Genomic DNA, 17,882 nt, shown 5'->3' on the forward strand with positions numbered 1-17,882 from the left:
CTTACCAGATTGAGAAGTTGTAGCTGACGATCACCCGCGTTTCGTCCATGTCCCGCGCCCACTTCTCGTAGTTGCTGCGGTAGGTAGAGTTACGCAGGCGCACGCTAACATCTTTGAAGGTGCCGCTCTGGACCTGATATTTGAGCTCGCTGTCACGCTCCCACTCTTTGCCCTCGGCCAGGCTGCCCGGCACCTTGATGTGGTCACCGTTGATGTAGCGGGTGAAGAAGGTCAAGCCAGGCACACCAACGGCCTTGAAGTCATAGTCATAGCGTAACTGCCAGGAACGCTCCTGGGCGGCGGCGAAGTCGTTGACCTGGGCATAGTTGACCAGGTACGGGTTGCTGCCATCGAGGTACGGCATCGAATTTTCACCGTACATGCGCTGCCAACCGGCGCTGACCTTGTGGCCGCCCAGGCTGTAACCAAGCATGCCACTGAACGCGCGATGGTCGATATCACCCGCGCGGGCGTTGCCAATGTCGTCGCTTTTGATCAAGCGCAGGTCGGCGGACAGGCTGCCGACGTTCAGCGGCTGACTGGCCACTACCCCCAGGAAGTGCTGGCGGTAAATGTTCTCCAGCTTGGCGACCTGATACTGAGCACTAAGCCGCTCACTGAATTTGTAATCGACGCCGGCCATGTCGAAATGATCGGCTTCAATGTTGCAGGCATAGCGTTTGTTCTTGCAGTGCACGCGAATGTCCTGACGATCGGTGGAATCGCGCGCGGTGTATTTGTCCAAACGGGCAATGCTGAACTTGAGGTTGTTGATTTGTTCGGAGGTGAGCATCGCCCCCTGAAACATCGTGGGCAGCAAGCGGCCGTCGTTGTACTTGAGCAGTGGCATATCCGGCAGCAGCGAGCCGTACTTGAGTACGGTCTGCGAATAGCGCATTTTTCCGGTCAGGCCCATTTTCGCGTATTGGTCGACTGACTCACGCGGGTTGTTGCCACTGGACGGCAACAAGCCACTGTTACTGTCGGCGGGGCTGGAATCGAGTTTGATCCCGAGCATGCCCAAGGCATCGACGCCAAAGCCGACGGGGCCCTGGGTATAGCCGGACTGTACATTGAGGATAAATCCCTGTGCCCATTCTTCGCGTTTCGACGCGCCCTGGCTGGAACTGACATGGCCATCGCGAAAGTCACGATTGAAATAGACATTGCGTGCTTCGACTTTGGCACTGCTGTCTTCAACAAAACCGGCAGCCTGAGTCGAAGCGGCAGTCAACATCGCGAGCAGGCCAGCAAGGCCGCGCTCGGGTGCAAGGGGAAATGGGGCAAACATGAGAAGCACAATCCGAAAGAATGACAAAAAACAACCGGCAGCCGTCCAGGCACCGGCAACGCATCCAGCGCCAATAAACCTCGAAGCTGACCAGGCATTATCTCCAAACCGCTCTAGACCGGGCCATTGGACCTTTGTCTAAGGCGCTCTACGGGTTACCGACTAGTTGTTTGGTATTAACGCGCGGGCAAGTAAGAAAGTTCCATTGCAGCGATGTTAAATTTCAAATGTTTACCCCCGGCGCGCAGACTACTACACTCTTAATTAGTGCGATGTTGTGCCCACCCCAGTGCTGGCAGCGTTATTCAGGTTATTCCTGTTTTTACCCCTGCCGGGCCACTGACGACATAAAGGAGTGATGACAGTGTCCAGACTTGCAGAGTTTCGTGCTGCCGAAAAAGCGCTTCAAGAACAGATGGCGCAACTGGAGGCGCTGAAAAAGGATGCCGGCCTCAAGCGCGAAATCGAGTTCGAACGAAAACTTGTCGATCTGATGAATAGCTACGGCAAAAACCTGCGCGATATCATTTCCATCCTCGACCCCAAAGCCGTGGCCAAAGGTGTGGTAGCCGTACCCAAAACCCGCCGCGCACGGGTGGTCAAAGTGTATGAGAACCCACATACCGGCGAGCTGATCGAGACCAAAGGTGGCAACCACCGCGGCCTCAAAGCGTGGAAAGAACAGTACGGTGCAAAAACGGTAGACAGCTGGCTGCGTTCGTGAAAGCGTTCTTCACACTTTTTTCACATCGACTCGATCAGGATGAAGGCTGCTAACGGACTAGCGCCCCATACGCCCGCCTCGGCGGGCTTCTAATTCTTGCGCCCCGCCCCTTCCAGGCGGGGCGCAATACGTTTGCGCAATCGATTCAGATCCGTATCATGTCGCTCTGACTGTTTTGCTGGCCACTGTTGCCAGCCTCTTGAAGCGGAGTAGCCATGAGCCTGAATCAACTCGACACCCTTGCCGGTGTCACCGCGCAACCGGATGCCGCAACCAAACACTTTGTTTTCAACCACACCATGCTGCGGGTCAAGGACGTAACCAAGTCCCTGGACTTCTACACGCGCGTGTTGGGTTTCAGCCTGGTAGAAAAACGCGACTTCCCGGAAGCCGAGTTCAGCTTGTATTTCCTCGCCTTGGTCGACAAGGCACAGATTCCTGCCGATGCCGCCCAGCGCACCGAGTGGATGAAATCGATCCCAGGCATTCTCGAGCTGACCCACAACCACGGCACTGAAAATGACGCGGACTTTGCCTACCACAATGGCAATACCGACCCGCGTGGCTTTGGCCATATCTGCATTTCGGTGCCGGATATCCGCGCTGCCTGCGAACGCTTCGAACAACTGGGCGTCACCTTCCAGAAACGCCTGAGTGACGGCCGCATGAAGCACCTGGCCTTCATCAAGGACCCGGACGACTACTGGGTTGAGATCATCCAACCAACCGAACTGTAGTCGCTGCCGACAGGTTGCGATTGGCCGTGAAACGACCGAGCGTCAGGCCTCACGCGGCGTGCCTTGTCGCGGCACCAGCGTGACCCAATATCGACTGCGGGCTTGCACGGCCACCGGCAGGCTGGTCGTCAGCTCAGCCAATATCCGGTCGGTATCGTTCAATTGGAACGTGCCGGTGACCGAGAGTGCATCCAGCGCTGGCTCCCAGCGCAGGATGCCCGGTCGATAACGACCGACTTCACGCAAGAAGCGACCCAGTGGCTGATCACGGACGCTCAACACGCCATCGCGCCAGTCCGGCGCATAAGGATCAAATCGCCCCATCGCGCCGCTGCCGTTGTTGTACAGGGTCAGTTGGTCACCCTGATGCAGCGCCAGCTCTATGCCCTGCTCTGGCTTCACCTGAACCGTGCCATGCAGCACTGAAATCTGGCAGCGGTCGGCATCGCGACGCAAGCTGATGTGCGCCTGCCCGATGCTCACCCACCCCAGGCCAAAGTCCACGTCGGTGGGCTGCGCGCGATTGACGCTGAGGGCAATCTCACCTTCGATCAACTTCAGACGATGACGGACCATATCCACGTCTACAGCCGTACCGGTATTCAACTGCAACACATTGCCATCCGCCAGACGCACGCCACGCCGCTCACCGACGGCAGTGTGCAAATCAGCACGCCAGACGGTCAGCAACTGCTGGCTCAATACCCAGCCGCCCGGCACCAGCGCAGCCAACGCCACGCCGCGCTTGAGCAACGTGCGGCGGTTATGCTGCGGACTTCCTGTCGGTGCTTGCATGGCCTCTCTCTCTGACGCTAGAAGCGCCAAATACTAAATGGCCATCACCGGATCATCCAGTGATTCCGTTCTTCAGCGCGTGGCCTGGAATCGCGGACACTGCCCTTCGAGCCGATAACGCAGGGTTACCAGCTGCCCGGAAGTGTCTTCAAACGTCATCAACATCGGCGCCGCTTCGCAGCCACGCGCCATAGGCGTCTGTTCGATGAGCCGGGCGACATCGATGGCTGTGCCGTAGCTGTAGTCCTGAACAGCAGGGACTGACTTGCCGGTTTTTGCTGCATAGGCCTGCACTGCCTGCTCATGGGCAACCAGACGCGCATCCTTCACTTCCGGTGCCGAGGCTAGCGCGCTTTGGCCGGCCAGCAGCACCAACGCTGCCACTACCAAACCTTGCTTGCGCTTCATTTCGCCTTACCTCACTGGTGATGGATCAAACTGCTGGATCACACAGCATCGAGCTTACGCCGGGTCGCAATGACCGGCTACAAGGCGATATCCAGCGCCTTGCTCAGTTGCGCACTGCGATGGTCGGAAGCATTGCTGACCAAGGCATAGTTGTAATCACCATGAGACCAGTAGCGCGCTTGTAATTGCCCATCGATGCGTTCACCGCTGGGCATACGCGCAAAACGCTCGCCCGGCGAGCGCAGAAACAGGCTGATCCGCTGCCCCTGGGAGTCTTCGAACACCAGCAAGGCCGCTGGCCCCTGCTCGTTGCTCAGCAACCGCGCACCCAGCGGCGTGAAGCCATAAGCCGACAAGTCAGGCAGATTGCCAACATGGCGAAAATGCTGCCCGAGCCAGGCCTGCAACCGCAGCGGATCACGGGCGCTGAGGTCCAAGGTGCCAGCATCGGCGAACAGCCTATGGGCCTGCAGTGCATCAGCCATTGGCAAATTGCTGGCGACAAGGCTCGCGTCGCGCATGTGCCAGCCTCCCAGCCCACCCATACCCAGCGCCAGCAACAGCACCGCCGTATTGGCCCAGCGTCGCTGCTGACGCCGACGCCGCTCACCGCGTATATAGGCTGGATCAAGCCGTGGGTTGGCAGGCTGCCCGGCCAACCCGGACAACGCCGCGCGCAATTGCCGGGCATCACGGCGCCAACCGTCAACCCGCATGGCCTGTTCGGGATTGGCGGCCAGATACAACTCCACCGCCCGGCGACGCTCCGGGTCCAGGCACTCATCGACATAGGCGTGCAACTCGCCTTCTGACGGGATCAACTGACTCATTTCAACCTCCGCAACGCCGGGGACACTGTCGAGCCCTCGGCCAGTTCGCGCAGCGCCGTACGCGCCCGCGACAAACGCGACATCACTGTGCCGATGGGCACTTCCAACGCCTGGGCGGCCTCCTTGTAACTGAGGCCTTCAACACTGACCAGCAACAACAGCGCGCGTTGCTCGGCGGGTAAACGGGCAAAGGCCGCCAGGCCAGACTGGGCGAGCACAATGTCTTCGGTGGCGTTGCCGGCCTCTTCACCCCGACCGAACCAGGCCAGCCAGCGCGCATGACGTCGCTCCCGGCGTTTGCCGTCGATAAATTGCCGGTAAAGGATCGCGAACAGCCAGGCGCGCAGGCTGTCCTGTTCACGCTGCTGCAGTCGACGGCTGAGGGCGCGCTCGACCGTGGCCTGGACCAGATCGTCAGCGCTACTGGCCTCGCGGGTCAGGCACAGGGCGAAACGGCGCAGGCGCTCGAGCATTTCGCGTAATTGGTCGTCATCGAGTTCGTTCATTGCCGGGGTCTTGGCCTGCAGGTGGTCAGTGTAAGAGACAGACGCTGCGCAGAAAAACTTATTCCATGGCCGCGGAATAAAAACGTTGCCCAGCCGTCGTACTGGCTCATTCACTGACCCGGATCGCCGCCATGAGCACGCCGTTACACGGTCGACCCCGCACCTTGCGTCTGGTTGCAATTGGCCTGGGCCTGAGCGCCCTGGCCGCAAGCTTTGCCTATGCCGCCGGCTGGATCGGCAGCGACCGCCTGACCCCGAAACGCATTATCGATACCTTCGAGGCGCAGGCTGGCCACTACCCTGGATACCGTAAGAATCACGCCAAAGGCCTTTGTGTCAGCGGTTACTTCCTCAGTAGCAAGCAGGCTGCGCCGCTGTCCCAGGCGCGCGTGTTCAGCCAGGAACGGGTGCCGGTGATCGGTCGCTTCGCCATTGGCGGCAGCAATCCTTACAGCGCTGACACCAGCGTGCCGACCCGGAGCCTGGCACTGCAGTTGACCAGCGACGATGGCCAGGTCTGGCGTACTGGCATGAATACGCCGCCGGTGCTCGCAGTGAGCACCCCAGAAGCCTTCTACCAGCAGGTAGTGGCCATGACCCCGGACCCGGCCAGCGGCAAACCAGACCCGGCGCGGGTGCAAGCCTTCTTCGCCGCGCATCCGGAAAGCGCCGCATTTCGTCAATGGGCCAAGGACTACAAGGCCCCCGACAGTTTTGCCAATTCCAGCTTCAACAGCATCAATGCCTTTGCTTTGATCGATCACAGCGGCCACAGCCGCTATGTGCGCTGGAGCCTGTTACCGCAAACGCCGTTTGCCGCCTTGCAAGGTCAAGTCGACGACCGGGATTACCTGCAACACGACCTGCAACAACGTCTGAGCCAAGGGCCATTGCGCTGGACCTTGCGCCTGACCCTGGCCGAGGCGGGTGACCCTGTCGATGATCCGACCCGGCCCTGGCCTGCCGAACGGCCAACCGTCGATGCCGGTACCCTGGTGATCGAGCAGGTAGACGGCCCTGAACAAGGCGCCTGTCGCGACCTCAACTTTGACCCAACGATTCTGCCTGCGGGAATCAAGCCCTCTGCCGACCCGATCCTGGCGGCCCGTTCGGCGGCGTATGCCGAATCCTTCAACCGCCGCAGCCGCGAAGCGGCGCAATTGGGAGCACACCCATGAGACCTGTACCGGTTGCCTTCCACCCCCTGGCGCGCTTGCTGCACTGGCTCATGGCGGTGCTGATCCTGGCCATGCTGTTCGTTGGCGTCAGCATGATCGCCGACTTATCGCCGCGCCACACCTGGTTGCTTGGCCTGCACAAAGCCATTGGTTTGGCGCTCCTGCTGTTGGTGTTGGTGCGCATCGTCCTGCGCCTGACCTTGCCCCACCCGCCCTTACCCGCCGACCTGCCCACGCTGCAGAAACTAGCGGCTGGCGCCTCCCACCTGCTGCTGTATGCGCTGATGCTGGCGATGCCGTTGATCGGCTGGGGCATGCTCTCGGCCAGTGGCAATCCACTGCCATGGCAACTGCCGGCAATACTGCCCCATGACCTGCAGCTGTATGCCGTACTGCGCCGGGCCCATGGCGGGTTGGCTTACCTGCTGTTCGCCACGGTGCTGGTGCACCTGGGCGCGGCGCTGGTGCACGGTTTGGTGCGGCGCGATGGGGTGCTGCGCAGCATGTGGCCTGGACGTCGCTAGCCAGGGCGGCTAGGCGGTCGCACTACAGGGATCAGGTAGTCCGGTTACATCAACGCCCCGGTTGTGTAGCCGGTCACGCAGCCAATGCAACTGTTGCAGGGTCTCCTGTTGCCAACCCTCCCCAATAATCAGGCGCCAGCAGCCGCTCAGGACATCGGGATGAACCTGAAAAAATCGTTTCAAATCATGGTTGCGGTCAATTAACAAACTCAGGTAATCCAAGGCATTTTTGGCGAGAACGTACTGTTGTTCCCGTCCTTCAACACCTTCAAATAACCTGAGTAGCCTGGCCTTGTGCGGCTTGGAATACAGCATTGAGTGCTCATCGCGGAGCATTTCCAGGCGGTGCGAGGGTTCCTTCTCATAGCTGCACAGGTGAATCGCGTTGGTGACGCTGAACAATCCGATAGCATCGTCAACCGCTGCCTTGGCCGTGACCGTATGCACACACTGAACAATCGGCGGCATGCTCGCTGCTCCCTGCCCCTTGCTTTCATAGGCTTTGCAGCGAAAGAACAGCTCGGTTTGTTCCTGGCAACGCGCTGCCAGGAGCTGCATCATCCACCCTTCGATACAGCGCAACCAGAGCTCATCCAGTGGACAGTCTCGCCGTGCGAAGCGGGTAAATAGCTCAAGCATCCGTAGGCTGAGGGTGGTTTGGGTGCTCGCCGTGTACAGGTCATTAATGTCACTGGTGTTCAACAGTCCCCAAAGAAACCTCGCGGTTTGCTCTGCCTGATCGACCCAGTGGCTACGCTGTGCAACGGATTTTTGTTGGGCTATCAGCTCTATACACAGACTGTAGTGATCCAACGTCAGGTCAATCAGTATCGTCGCAGACCGCAATGGGCTGGTGCACGCGACGTCAGCAGCCGTATTCAAGGCCTCAACGAGCGTCCGATTGTCTGGAGACTGCTGCCAGCGTTCGATCAACTGGAGAAACTCCTGCTGGGTAAAGCAGGGCTCACGCGAAGTGAGTAACATTTCTGACCGGATTCGCTCAGGTGTATCAAACGCACGCAACCCCTGCAATTTGACGACCAGGCGAGTGTAGCGATCAAACGCTTCGCTGCCGTGCTTGAAGCCAGACGCTGTGATCGCCTGAACGAGCAGCTCCATCGCTTCGCTCTTGCTGTGTTGATTGAGGGCCAACACCAAGGTCGGAGTCCCCTTCCCCAGCAGCCGCGCCTCAACCATCGCGGCACACACCGGTGCCTCACGGCGCAACACCGACTGCAGAATGATCGCTTCCCACCTCAGTTCACCCTGACCATGGCGCAGCGCTACCGCTTTGAGGCTGCCCAACTCCCGGGCAAGGGTGCGTGTCAGCCGCGGATTGTCTGGGAACCACTCGGCGGCGCGGCTTCTGTCCTGCTCAGGGATGAAGGCGCAGTACTGTGCCAGGGTATCGGCTGCAAATTGGGTCGACAAACGTCCAGGCAGCGCCTTGAGCTCGAACTCAAAGTCGATGATCTTGTCCAGAAATGCCTGGCGGGACGAGGAAAAGGCCCGTGAATAGGCCTTCAGCGATTGGGTGACGATGGCCTTGTCGAATGCCAAGACAAACGCGAATCCAGACAGATCAAGGTACTCGCGCAATGCCATTAGGGTTTTTGGCAAAATGACCGGATCGGCGCGATCAAGGTCATCAATAAAGACAATGACATGATGCTCCTTGAGCAAGGCTCGCAATGGTTCAAGGTCAGCAGCGTCAAGCTCCAGGCGTTGCTGGATATGCGTAGCGGCCGTTCCGGTCAGGGCCGCTCCCATGGTGAACATCGTTCCCATGTCGTTATCTATTTTGCCAGCAGCTTGACCGGTCATCTGGGACAGGTTGGCCAGGGCGGACGAAGCCTTGGCGACCCGGTGCTTCCATTTCAAGTGCCAAGGTTCTGCGATTTTCAACGTCTTGATCTTGACCCTCATCGCATCGCCCAGGGATTTCACGAAACTGTCCGCATCCACTGCCCGCCAGGCGGAGACATGGACAACCACATCCCCCTTGGCTTGCGCGATCTCACTGAGGAAGTTCAGGACCGTCGTCTTGCCAGCGCCCCACTCCCCATACAAACCAATACGCGTCGAGTACCCCTCCGGCGTAGCCTTGATTGTGCGATACATGGACTGCGCGAGCCACAGCCGGTCCAGGCCATCCTCTTCGCCCTTGGACCTGGCCGCGTCATGGCCAGCCTGGGTATTGGCCAGCTCCGCGCCCACCGTTGGGGCGTGTGTGGCGTCTGCGCGGCGAAAAAAAACCCTGTTCAACTTCATCCTTGCCTGCCGACTCGAAAATCAAAATGCCAGCATACGCAACCCGTGATCGATATCAGCTAAAAAAACATAATTGCGCATTCTTTGCCCGCTATCTTGTTCAGCCTGCGGCACAATACCGGGCTTGTCTCCACAGCCTTGGATAGCCATGAACAGCGCACAGGACCCCATTCAACCCATCCCGACCAGCACTGACGAGGCCAGCTTCGACCTGCGCCCGCTGCTGATCGCCAACATGGCTTGCACCATGGCGATGATGGCTTTTGTGTCGCTGATTGGGCCGATTGCCCGCACCCTCGGCCTGGCCACTTGGCAGGCTGGGGCGGCAGTGACAGTAGCCGGGGTGGTTTGGATGCTACTGGCGCGCCCCTGGGGCCAGGCCAGTGATCGCTTGGGACGGCGCCGAGTACTGTTACTCGGCACCGCCGGTTTTACGCTGGCGTACTGGGCGTTGTGCCTGTTCATCGATAGCGCCTTACAGCTATTGCCGAGCGCCACTCTAGCGTTCATCGGCCTGGTGATCGGACGTGGCTTGATCGGTGCCTTCTACGCCGCCCTGCCGGTGGGCGGTGCGGCGTTGATTGCCGACAATGTCGCGCCGCAGCACCGCGCCCGCACCTTGGCCTCACTGGGGGCCGCCAACGCCGTTGGCCTGGTGCTTGGCCCGGCCCTGGCAGCCTTGCTGGCGCGCCACAGCTTGAGCCTGCCGTTCTACGTGATGGCGTTATTGCCAATGCTGGCGTTCGTGGTGCTGTTGCGCAAACTCAAGCGTCAGGAACTGCACCTCAAGCAACCACCCCGTCCGGTACGCTTGACCGATCCACGCTTGCGCCGGCCGCTGATGGTGGCCTTCGTGGCCATGCTCGGCGTTTCAGTGGCGCAGATCACGGTAGGCTTCTTCGCCCTGGACCGCTTGCACATGAACCCGGCGGACGCGGCTCAAACCGCCGGTATCGCCCTGACCATGGTGGGTGTAGCGCTGATTCTGGCGCAAATACTGGTGCGCAGGTTGCAATGGCCGCCGCTGCGTATGATCCGCTTCGGCGCCTGCCTTTCAGCGCTCGGTTTTGCCGCTGCCGCCTTTGCCCCGAGTGCGCCGCTGTTGTGGGCCAGCTTCTTTGTCTCGGCATGTGGCATGGGCTGGGTATTTCCGGCCTTTTCGGCGTTGGCCGCCAACGCCATGGACGCCGCCGAACAAGGCGCCACCGCCGGCTCCATTGGCGCCGCACAAGGCCTGGGCGTGGTCATCGGCCCCCTGGCCGGGACCCTGATCTATGCTGCCGACCCCCGCCTGCCGTACTTGATCGTCGCCGTACTGCTGCTACTGGTCGGGCTGTGGCCGCACCCGCGTCACGCGTCCCTACAGGCGGACCGCTAAAGCTTCACGGAATGTGCTTTAATGCTCCGCCAAAAAATTTTCGATATATAAGGCGGCTATGGACACGGGGACACGACTCAAACTGGTGCGTGAACGCAACAAACTCTCCCAGCGGGAGCTGGCCCGTCGTAGCGGGCTGACAAATTCGACGATCTCCCAGATCGAGCAGAACCGCGTCAGCCCCTCGGTCAGTTCCCTGAAAAAACTGCTCGAAGGCATCCCCATGTCCCTCGCAGAGTTCTTCAGCTTCGACGAGCCGCCACGCGAAGAGCGCTTCGTGTTCCGTTCTACCGAACAGCCCGACCTGGGCAACAGTGGCCTGCGCATGCTGCTGGTGGGTGCCAGCGTTGAAGGTCGGCAAATGCGCATGCTGCGCGAACTGTACGCACCTGGTGCCGATTCCGGAGACGAGCCGATTGTCCACTCCGAAGGCGAAGAGTGCGGCCTGGTGACCCGTGGCACCATCGAATTGCGCGTGGATGGCCAGGTCAGTGTCCTCAACTCGGGTGACGGTTACTACTTCCCCACCACCCTGCCCCATAGTTTCAAGAACATCGGCCAGGACGAAGCAGAAATCATCAGCGCCAACACCCCGGCGAACTTCTGATCATTACGCCGCTGCCGTCAGGCAGCGATCGGGCGTGAAACGGCCGTAAAACCTGGCCGCCGCGATTCGCCAGGCCCCGACGCGGTGCTCGCGTTGCGACTGCTCTGCAGTCGATCGCAGCCTGGCGGCAGCGGCTACAGATGGCCAACCTACATCCAGCCCAACCAATGCCACCAGGTGGCGGCAAACACCAGCATCAGCAGGTAACCAATCACCGTCACCAGAATGCCCACCCGGGCAAACTGCTTGGCGCTGAAGGTCTCCGTCCCCAGACACACCATGTTCTGCGGCGCATTGATCGGCAGAATGAAGCCATAGCTGACGACAAAGCCCAACGCCATGGTCATCCCCAGGCGGCTGAAATCCCCCGGCAAGGTCTGTAGCACCGCAATCAGAATCGGCAACAGCGCCGAGGTCAGCGCCGTCGCACTGGCAAAGCCCAGATGGATCAGGATCAAAAACGCTGCCAGGATCGAAAACACCCCCAAGGTACCCAGTTGATCCAGCCCGGTATTGGCCACCACCTGTGCGCCCAGCCATTGCCCGGCCTGGGTGGTCAACAAGGTAGTGCCCAGGCTGATCCCGACGCCAAAGACAATCACCGTGCCCCACGGAATCCGCGCCTGCACATCTTTCCAGGTCATCACCCCAATGCGCGGCAACAACAGAATCACCAGCCCCGCATAGGTGGTCGAGGTGGTATCAAAATGATGTAACTTGCCCTCTGTGGCCCATGCCAGCAGCAACAGCACCGACACCGTGAGCAAGCGCTTCTGCGCCCCGCTCATGGGCCCCAACTCCGCCAGGTTCTTGCTCACCGCCGCCTTACCACCCGGAATGCTGTCACTCTCCGGAGGCAACAACTTGAGGACGATGAAGATCAGCACGGCGGACATGATCACCGCCCACGGCGCCCCGGCAATCAACCAGTCGATCCATGACACCCGCGCCCCCAGCATCTTGTCCATGAAACCCACGGTGAGCAGGTTCTGCGCCGCGGCGGTCTGAATACCGATGTTCCAGATACTGGTGCCCTGGGCAACGATAATCATGATCCCGGCGGCGATGTTGGAGCGCTTGTCGACGCCAAAGGCAGCAATCACCCCCATCATGATCGGCACCACGCAGGCACTGCGGGCCGTGGCGCTGGGCACCACCAGACTGAGCAAAATGGTCACCGCCACCGCGCCCAGCAAAATGCGTCGGGTGCTGACACCGACGCTGGACAGCGTGACCAAGGCAATACGCCGATCCAGCCCGGTGTGCGTCATTGCTGCGGCAATGAACAAGGCGCCGACCACTAGGGCCAGCGCGCTGTTGGAAAAGCCGGTCAGGGCCAGGCTGATAGCCGCCGAGGACCCGTACGTCACCGACGGGTCGGCGACTGTCGGCGCCGTACCGAGCAGAAAGGCCATCAGCGAAGTGATCATGATCGCACTGGCTTCATACGACACCGCCTCGCTGATCCACACCACCACCGCAAAGGCCAGGATAGCCAGAACCCGGTGCCCGGCCACCGGCAAGTCAGCCGGCAGCGGTAACAACAACACGCCGATCAGGGCAGCAATCCCTAGCAACAGGCCAATCGGAACCTTAACCGGGGTGGATTGCGCACCTGGTGCGCTCGCCGACGAACTCATGAGAATCTCCCTGCAATACATGAGTGACCATGATCGTCTACTTCCCAGCATCACGAACTGATACGCATCAACAGCGGCGAATCACGTATTGTCAGACAAGATGTAGTGCCGCTAAAAAATCACTACAAAACCTATTGACGCCATTCGTCGGCCCTTGCATGATGAGGTCGTCTCCCCGATCGGGGACACTGGCAAGGGTGTTCCAGGCAGCTCGAAGGATCCATGAGCTGTATGCGGATGGGTACTGCCCAAAAGGCAGCGGGTAAAAGCCCCCAGTTGTGACGCTGCTGTAGCAGCTTTCTTTCAACGCTACATGACGTGCGCCGAGTTTGAACTCAACTAAATGATCTAGGGGGCTTTATGATGAATCTGAACAATCAACCGACTGTTGACGAACTGGCCCAGCTGTTCGCTGCGCGCAGAGACACACTCGACAGCCACATTCTCTGGGTTTGCCAATCAGGTGAAGTGCGCCTGGACAGCCTGGGGCCACTGACCGATGAAGCGCAGTTCGAGCAACGTACACCGAACATGCGCGCCCGGTTGAAGATGTACCGCCGTGGCCAGGGCTACGTCGGCAAGAAAGCCGCCGCCGACACCCAGTACGTCGGGCGTGTTCTGCAGACCCTGCAACATGAATGGGCGACGCTGCAAAACAAACCTGGCGTCGCGGTGATCGACCGCCTCTGCTGAAAACAGCTGCTACAACAAAGCCCGGTGCGCAAGCGCCGGGCTTTTTTTATGGTTCAGCATGATCAACATGACTGTGTGGGAGCTGGCCTTGCCAGCGATGCAGACACCGCGCACTCACTGAAGTGTCCCAGCCCCAGAACACCCCACGATAATTCGTGAAGAACCTTTTTTTATTGACGACAGCATCTAGCTACAATGCCCCCTTTTGCTCAGGAGCCTTTGCCATGAACAGTCCCGCATTCGGCACCGGCGATGCCTCCTACCAAGCCGCAGGCGGCATTGATGGCCTGCGCCGGCTGGTCGATGATTTCTACCGATTGATGGACCAGACACCCGAGGCCCGCCCGGTGCGCCAGATGCACCCGGACAACCTCGACAGCTCGCGAGACAAACTGGCCTGTTTTCTTAGCGGCTGGCTCGGCGGCCCGGCGCTGTTTGGTGAGCGCTATGGCTCGATCGCGATTCCGGCGTTCCATGCCCGTTGGCCGATCGAAGAGTCCCACAGCGAAATCTGGTTGAGTTGCATGGGGCAGGCTATTGCCCTACAAGGCTATTCTGCAGAATTTGCCGAATACCTCCTGCGTCAATTGCGCGTACCGGCCCAGCGCATTGTCCAGGCCAGCCGCAACCGCCACCCTCAGGCTTGACGCCGCAATGGCGCCTGCTCTACGGGAAAGTCCCCGGTGAGCAGTGCCCTGGCGCGGTCCACTCCCCAGACCATGGCCCGCGTCATGGTTTCGCCGGGGCGGTGGTCGTAATACTCTTCCACCATCGCCTTGCCATGACTGGCGTACACGCCGAGGAACAATTGCGTGGCGCCCGTGCGCGATAACCTGACCTGAACATCGATGCTGGTGCCGTCGCTGAGCAATTCGTCATGGCAACGGCTGTGCAGCTGCGCGTCGGCCCATTTCCAGTATGTTTCTTCCCTGATACGCATCGCTTACCCCCTGTATTGATAGCAGCCGGACAAGTAAGGCATACAAGCGCGTCACATGCGAGCGCCCATGCCCCAACCGTTGAGCAAGGTCAAACAATGCATAAAAAACCCCGCGACAATCGGCGGGGTGATGTGAACCGGTTCACTTTTTCACAGGAACCCTGGGCATGAATCGGCCCTTCTTGGTGCGCTGCAGGTGACACGGTTTGGCCTGGTCTGCGTCGTCCTGGGTCATATGGGCAAAGCCCAGACGGAAGGCCGCCTGACCGCAACGCACCTGGCTGTTGATGGGGAACTCGTCGCCGTTGTCCTCGATGTAGAACTCACTCATGCCCTGCCTCCCACTGACAGAGGACCGGTACCGGCAAGCAGATGATTGCCCAGAAAAGTACCAACCCAAGTGATTCTGAGACTAGCCGGTCATTTACGGACCGCTCAGGCAAAAAACAAAAAGCCCGACCAATGGCCGGGCTATTTTGTCGCACCTGATGGGTTAACGCAGCTTGACCGCCGTGCCGGTCACGAACACCACCACCATCCCGCCACGGGCTGACGGCATGCTGATTTCGTAGTCCAGGCCAACAACGGCATCGGCCTGCAGGCTACGGGCGCGCGCCTTGATCTCATCGGTAGCCTGTACCCGGGCCTCTTTCAGGGCGCTTTCCAAGGTCTGCGAGCGTCCGCCGAAAAAATCGCGAAAGCTTGCGAACACATCGCGCACCACGTTGATGCCCTGGACCGATTCGGCGCTGACCACATCCAGGTACGCGGCGATTTGCCGACCTTCGACAGTGCCTGTGGTGGTGATAATCATCTTGCTCTCCTAGCCCATTGCCAACCACCGCCGCCATCGGCTGCGGTGAAAAACACCCATGGTAGCAAAGTCAGGCTTTACCCTAGTGATAAGCATCTCCCACCTTCACCTTGCCGCGGAACACGTGATAGCTCCAGAAGGTGTACACCAGAATGATCGGAATGATGAACAGCGCCCCAATCAAGGCAAACAACTGACTGGACGCCGGCGACGCCGCCTGCCATAGGCTAATGCCAGGTGGCACGATGTTCGGCCAGATACTCAATGCCAGGCCCAGGTAACCGAGGAACACCAGGGCAACGACCGCCATGAACGGCAAGTGCGAATGGCGCCTGCGCAAGGTCTTCTGAATGACCACCACCGCTGCCAGCGCCAACAAGGCGATGAACGCAGAACCGACCCCATGGCTGGCGCCGAACCAGCGCTGGGCAATGTCCTTATGCAGGTATGCCGTCCAGGCACAGATGATTGCGATGACCAGCGCCAGCAGGTAAACCAGCGGACGACTGTAGTGACGCATACGCGACTCCAGCATGCCTTCGGTCTTGATCAACAACCAGGTGCTACCCAACAACGCATAGGTCAGGATCAGGCCCACACCACAGAACAGCGGGAACGGCGCCAACCAGTCCAGCGCACTGCCGGCGAACTGACGGTCGACCACCGGGATGCCGTTGATGTAGGTGCCGATCGCCACTCCCTGAAAGAACGTCGCCAGGATCGAGCCACCAATAAATGCCTTGTCCCACCAATGGCGCTTGTGCGCATCCGCCTTGAAGCGAAACTCAAACGCTACCCCGCGAAAGATCAGCCCGGCCAGCACCAGCACCAGTGGCAGGTACAAGGCTTCGAGGATGACCGAGTAAGCCAACGGAAATGCGCCATACAATGCCGCAGCGCCGAGCACCGCCCACGTCTCGTTGCCGTCCCAGACCGGCGCGACGGTGTTCATCATGACATCGCGTTCAAGCGCGTCTGAGATCAGCGGAAAAAGGATCCCCAGCCCCAGGTCAAAGCCATCCATAATCACGTACATCATCAGGCCGAAGGCGATGATGACACCCCAGATGATCGACAGGTCGATACCTTGAATTGCCATGTTCCAATCCCTCTCAGTCGGCGGCAGACAGCGGTCTGCGGGCAGTTGCAAGCAAGTTGTCGGCGTGTGCGGCGTCATGGCTGGCCAAGGCCATTGGCCCCTTGCGCACCAGCCGCATCATGTAGCCGATACCGACGGTAAACACCGAGAAGTAAATGACCACGAACAGCGCCAGGGTCACGCTCATCTGTGTGGCGCTGTGGTTGGATGCCGCCTCGGTGGTGCGCAACATGCCGTAGACCACCCAGGGCTGGCGGCCCACTTCGGTGGTGAACCAGCCGGCCAGCAATGCAATCAGACCGGATGGCCCCATCAGCAACGCGAACCACAGGAACACCTTGTTGCGGTACAGCGCGCCCTTGCGCCGCAGCACCAGCGCCAGCAATGCGCAGCCGAGCATCAGCATGCCCAGCCCGGCCATGACCCGGAAACTCCAGAAAATGATGGTGGAGTTAGGCCGGTCTTGCTTGGCGAAACTCTTCAGCGCCGGGATCTGCTTGTCCAGGCTGTGGGTGAGGATCAAGCTGCCCAGGTACGGCACTTCGATGGCGTAATGCGTGGTCTCGGCGTCCATGTCCGGCAGGCCGAACAACACCAGGGGGGACGGCTCACCCGGTGTGTTTTCCCAGTGCCCTTCGATGGCGGCGATTTTCGCCGGTTGATGCTCTAGGGTGTTCAGGCCATGGGCGTCACCGACGACGATCTGTACCGGTGTGGCAATCAGGATCATCCACATGGCCATGGACAGCATCTTCCTGATCTGCGGCGAGTCATTGCCGCGCAACAGGTGCCAGGCTGCCGAGGCGCCGACAATGAATGCCGTGGACAGGAACGCGGCCAGTGCCATGTGCATCAGGCGATAGGGGAAGGAGGGGTTGAAGACGATCTTGAACCAGTCCACCGGGGCCACCCGGCCATCGATGATTTCGATCCCTTGCGGCGTTTGCATCCAGCTGTTGGACGACAGGATCCAGAACATCGAGATCAGTGTGCCAATAGCCACCATCACCGTGGCAAAGAAATGCAGGCGTCGCCCTACCCGGTCCCAGCCGAACAGCATCACCCCGAGGAAGCCGGCTTCGAGGAAGAACGCCGTGAGCACCTCGTAGGTCAGCAAAGGGCCGGTAACGCTGCCGGCAAAATCGGAGAAGCGTGCCCAGTTGGTGCCGAACTCGTAGGCCATGACCAGGCCCGAGACCACGCCCATACCAAAGTTGACCGCAAAGATTTTCGACCAGAAATGATAAAGGTCTTTGTAGACCCGGTTGTTGGTCTTCAGCCAGCAACCTTCGAGCACAGCCAGAAAACTGGCCAGGCCGATGGTGATGGCCGGGAAAATGATGTGGAACGAGACCGTGAACGCGAATTGAATCCGCGCCAGGTCCAACGCACCCAGAGTAGTCATGAGCAAATCCTTAGAGACGCGTCGACACGCCCGGAGGCAGCA

The 17,882-nt window shown here is 59.9% G+C and carries 20 protein-coding genes; 8 read left to right on the forward strand and 12 right to left on the reverse strand.

The window, feature by feature from the left end:
- Position 1: 1 nt before the first annotated feature.
- Positions 2 to 1,291: an OprD family porin gene (locus CX511_RS15485; protein ID WP_101293522.1), complete on the reverse strand. Its 1,290-nt coding sequence runs from the start codon at positions 1,289 to 1,291 to the stop codon at positions 2 to 4.
- A 364-nt stretch (positions 1,292 to 1,655) separates the two neighbouring features.
- Between CX511_RS15485 and CX511_RS15490 the strand changes: the two genes are divergently transcribed.
- Both CX511_RS15490 and gloA read left to right on the forward strand, forming a co-directional pair.
- Complete coding sequence (locus CX511_RS15490) at positions 1,656 to 2,015, forward strand: histone-like nucleoid-structuring protein, MvaT/MvaU family (protein WP_101293545.1); 360 nt, start codon at positions 1,656 to 1,658, stop codon at positions 2,013 to 2,015.
- A gap of 215 nt (positions 2,016 to 2,230) precedes the next feature.
- On the forward strand, positions 2,231 to 2,752 hold the full coding sequence (gloA, locus tag CX511_RS15495) for a lactoylglutathione lyase (protein ID WP_045183122.1): 522 nt from the start codon (positions 2,231 to 2,233) through the stop codon (positions 2,750 to 2,752).
- 42 nt (positions 2,753 to 2,794) lie between these two features.
- On the opposite strand, the gene CX511_RS15500 is transcribed toward gloA, so the two are convergent.
- From CX511_RS15500 to CX511_RS15515, 4 genes are all read right to left on the reverse strand, one after another.
- Positions 2,795 to 3,547 (reverse strand): FecR family protein, encoded by a 753-nt coding sequence (locus tag CX511_RS15500; RefSeq protein ID WP_101293523.1) that lies wholly within the window; start codon positions 3,545 to 3,547, stop codon positions 2,795 to 2,797.
- 72 nt (positions 3,548 to 3,619) lie between these two features.
- Positions 3,620 to 3,955 carry a DUF2790 domain-containing protein gene (locus tag CX511_RS15505; RefSeq protein WP_045183124.1) on the reverse strand — a complete coding sequence of 112 codons (336 nt, stop codon included), beginning with the start codon at positions 3,953 to 3,955 and terminating at the stop codon, positions 3,620 to 3,622.
- A 77-nt stretch (positions 3,956 to 4,032) separates the two neighbouring features.
- Entirely contained in the window at positions 4,033 to 4,785 is a 753-nt protein-coding gene (locus CX511_RS15510) for an anti-sigma factor family protein (protein ID WP_101293524.1), read from the reverse strand.
- Positions 4,782 to 5,291, reverse strand: coding sequence for a sigma-70 family RNA polymerase sigma factor (locus CX511_RS15515; RefSeq protein WP_045183128.1), 510 nt, complete (start codon positions 5,289 to 5,291; stop codon positions 4,782 to 4,784). Before CX511_RS15515 ends, CX511_RS15510 begins: the two co-directional genes overlap by 4 nt.
- A 131-nt stretch (positions 5,292 to 5,422) precedes the next feature.
- On the opposite strand from CX511_RS15515, the gene CX511_RS15520 reads away from it, so the two are divergent.
- Entirely contained in the window at positions 5,423 to 6,469 is a 1,047-nt protein-coding gene (locus tag CX511_RS15520; protein ID WP_101293525.1) for a catalase family peroxidase, read from the forward strand.
- Positions 6,466 to 6,993 carry a cytochrome b gene (locus tag CX511_RS15525; RefSeq protein WP_045183132.1) on the forward strand — a complete coding sequence of 176 codons (528 nt, stop codon included), beginning with the start codon at positions 6,466 to 6,468 and terminating at the stop codon, positions 6,991 to 6,993. Before CX511_RS15520 ends, CX511_RS15525 begins: the two co-directional genes overlap by 4 nt.
- A 9-nt stretch (positions 6,994 to 7,002) precedes the next feature.
- Here the strand turns inward: CX511_RS15525 and CX511_RS15530 are convergent, their stop codons facing one another.
- Positions 7,003 to 9,264 (reverse strand): KAP family P-loop NTPase fold protein, encoded by a 2,262-nt coding sequence (locus tag CX511_RS15530; RefSeq protein WP_101293526.1) that lies wholly within the window; start codon positions 9,262 to 9,264, stop codon positions 7,003 to 7,005.
- Positions 9,265 to 9,412: 148 nt separating this feature from the next.
- Here CX511_RS15530 and CX511_RS15535 point away from each other — a divergent pair, with 148 nt between their 5' ends.
- Both CX511_RS15535 and CX511_RS15540 read left to right on the forward strand, forming a co-directional pair.
- The gene (locus tag CX511_RS15535; protein WP_045183136.1) at positions 9,413 to 10,642 is read left to right on the forward strand and encodes an MFS transporter; all 1,230 of its coding nucleotides are present in this window, start codon (positions 9,413 to 9,415) and stop codon (positions 10,640 to 10,642) included.
- 58 nt (positions 10,643 to 10,700) lie between these two features.
- The gene (locus CX511_RS15540; RefSeq protein ID WP_045183137.1) at positions 10,701 to 11,249 is read left to right on the forward strand and encodes a cupin domain-containing protein; all 549 of its coding nucleotides are present in this window, start codon (positions 10,701 to 10,703) and stop codon (positions 11,247 to 11,249) included.
- 149 nt (positions 11,250 to 11,398) lie between these two features.
- Here the strand turns inward: CX511_RS15540 and CX511_RS15545 are convergent, their stop codons facing one another.
- Entirely contained in the window at positions 11,399 to 12,889 is a 1,491-nt protein-coding gene (locus CX511_RS15545; protein WP_045183139.1) for a DASS family sodium-coupled anion symporter, read from the reverse strand.
- A 360-nt stretch (positions 12,890 to 13,249) separates the two neighbouring features.
- Between CX511_RS15545 and CX511_RS15550 the strand changes: the two genes are divergently transcribed.
- Positions 13,250 to 13,582 carry a hypothetical protein gene (locus tag CX511_RS15550; protein WP_082071309.1) on the forward strand — a complete coding sequence of 111 codons (333 nt, stop codon included), beginning with the start codon at positions 13,250 to 13,252 and terminating at the stop codon, positions 13,580 to 13,582.
- Between the two features lie 224 nt (positions 13,583 to 13,806).
- Entirely contained in the window at positions 13,807 to 14,229 is a 423-nt protein-coding gene (locus CX511_RS15555; RefSeq protein WP_045183141.1) for a group II truncated hemoglobin, read from the forward strand.
- Here the strand turns inward: CX511_RS15555 and CX511_RS15560 are convergent.
- The 5 genes from CX511_RS15560 to CX511_RS15580 form a co-directional block, all read right to left on the reverse strand.
- Positions 14,220 to 14,522: a hypothetical protein gene (locus tag CX511_RS15560; protein WP_045183143.1), complete on the reverse strand. Its 303-nt coding sequence runs from the start codon at positions 14,520 to 14,522 to the stop codon at positions 14,220 to 14,222. The genes CX511_RS15555 and CX511_RS15560 overlap by 10 nt on opposite strands.
- Before the next feature lie 142 nt (positions 14,523 to 14,664).
- The gene (locus CX511_RS15565) at positions 14,665 to 14,853 is read right to left on the reverse strand and encodes a hypothetical protein (RefSeq protein WP_045183145.1); all 189 of its coding nucleotides are present in this window, start codon (positions 14,851 to 14,853) and stop codon (positions 14,665 to 14,667) included.
- 162 nt (positions 14,854 to 15,015) lie between these two features.
- Positions 15,016 to 15,336, reverse strand: coding sequence for a YbjQ family protein (locus tag CX511_RS15570; RefSeq protein WP_045183147.1), 321 nt, complete (start codon positions 15,334 to 15,336; stop codon positions 15,016 to 15,018).
- Between the two features lie 82 nt (positions 15,337 to 15,418).
- Positions 15,419 to 16,435, reverse strand: a complete 1,017-nt coding sequence (cydB, locus tag CX511_RS15575) for a cytochrome d ubiquinol oxidase subunit II (protein WP_101293527.1) — start codon at positions 16,433 to 16,435, stop codon at positions 15,419 to 15,421.
- A gap of 13 nt (positions 16,436 to 16,448) precedes the next feature.
- Complete coding sequence (locus tag CX511_RS15580; protein WP_101293528.1) at positions 16,449 to 17,840, reverse strand: cytochrome ubiquinol oxidase subunit I; 1,392 nt, start codon at positions 17,838 to 17,840, stop codon at positions 16,449 to 16,451.
- Between the last annotated feature and the right edge of the window lie 42 nt (positions 17,841 to 17,882).

Origin of the sequence: Pseudomonas sp. S06B 330, assembly GCF_002845275.2 — a bacterium.
Classification (GTDB): domain Bacteria; phylum Pseudomonadota; class Gammaproteobacteria; order Pseudomonadales; family Pseudomonadaceae; genus Aquipseudomonas.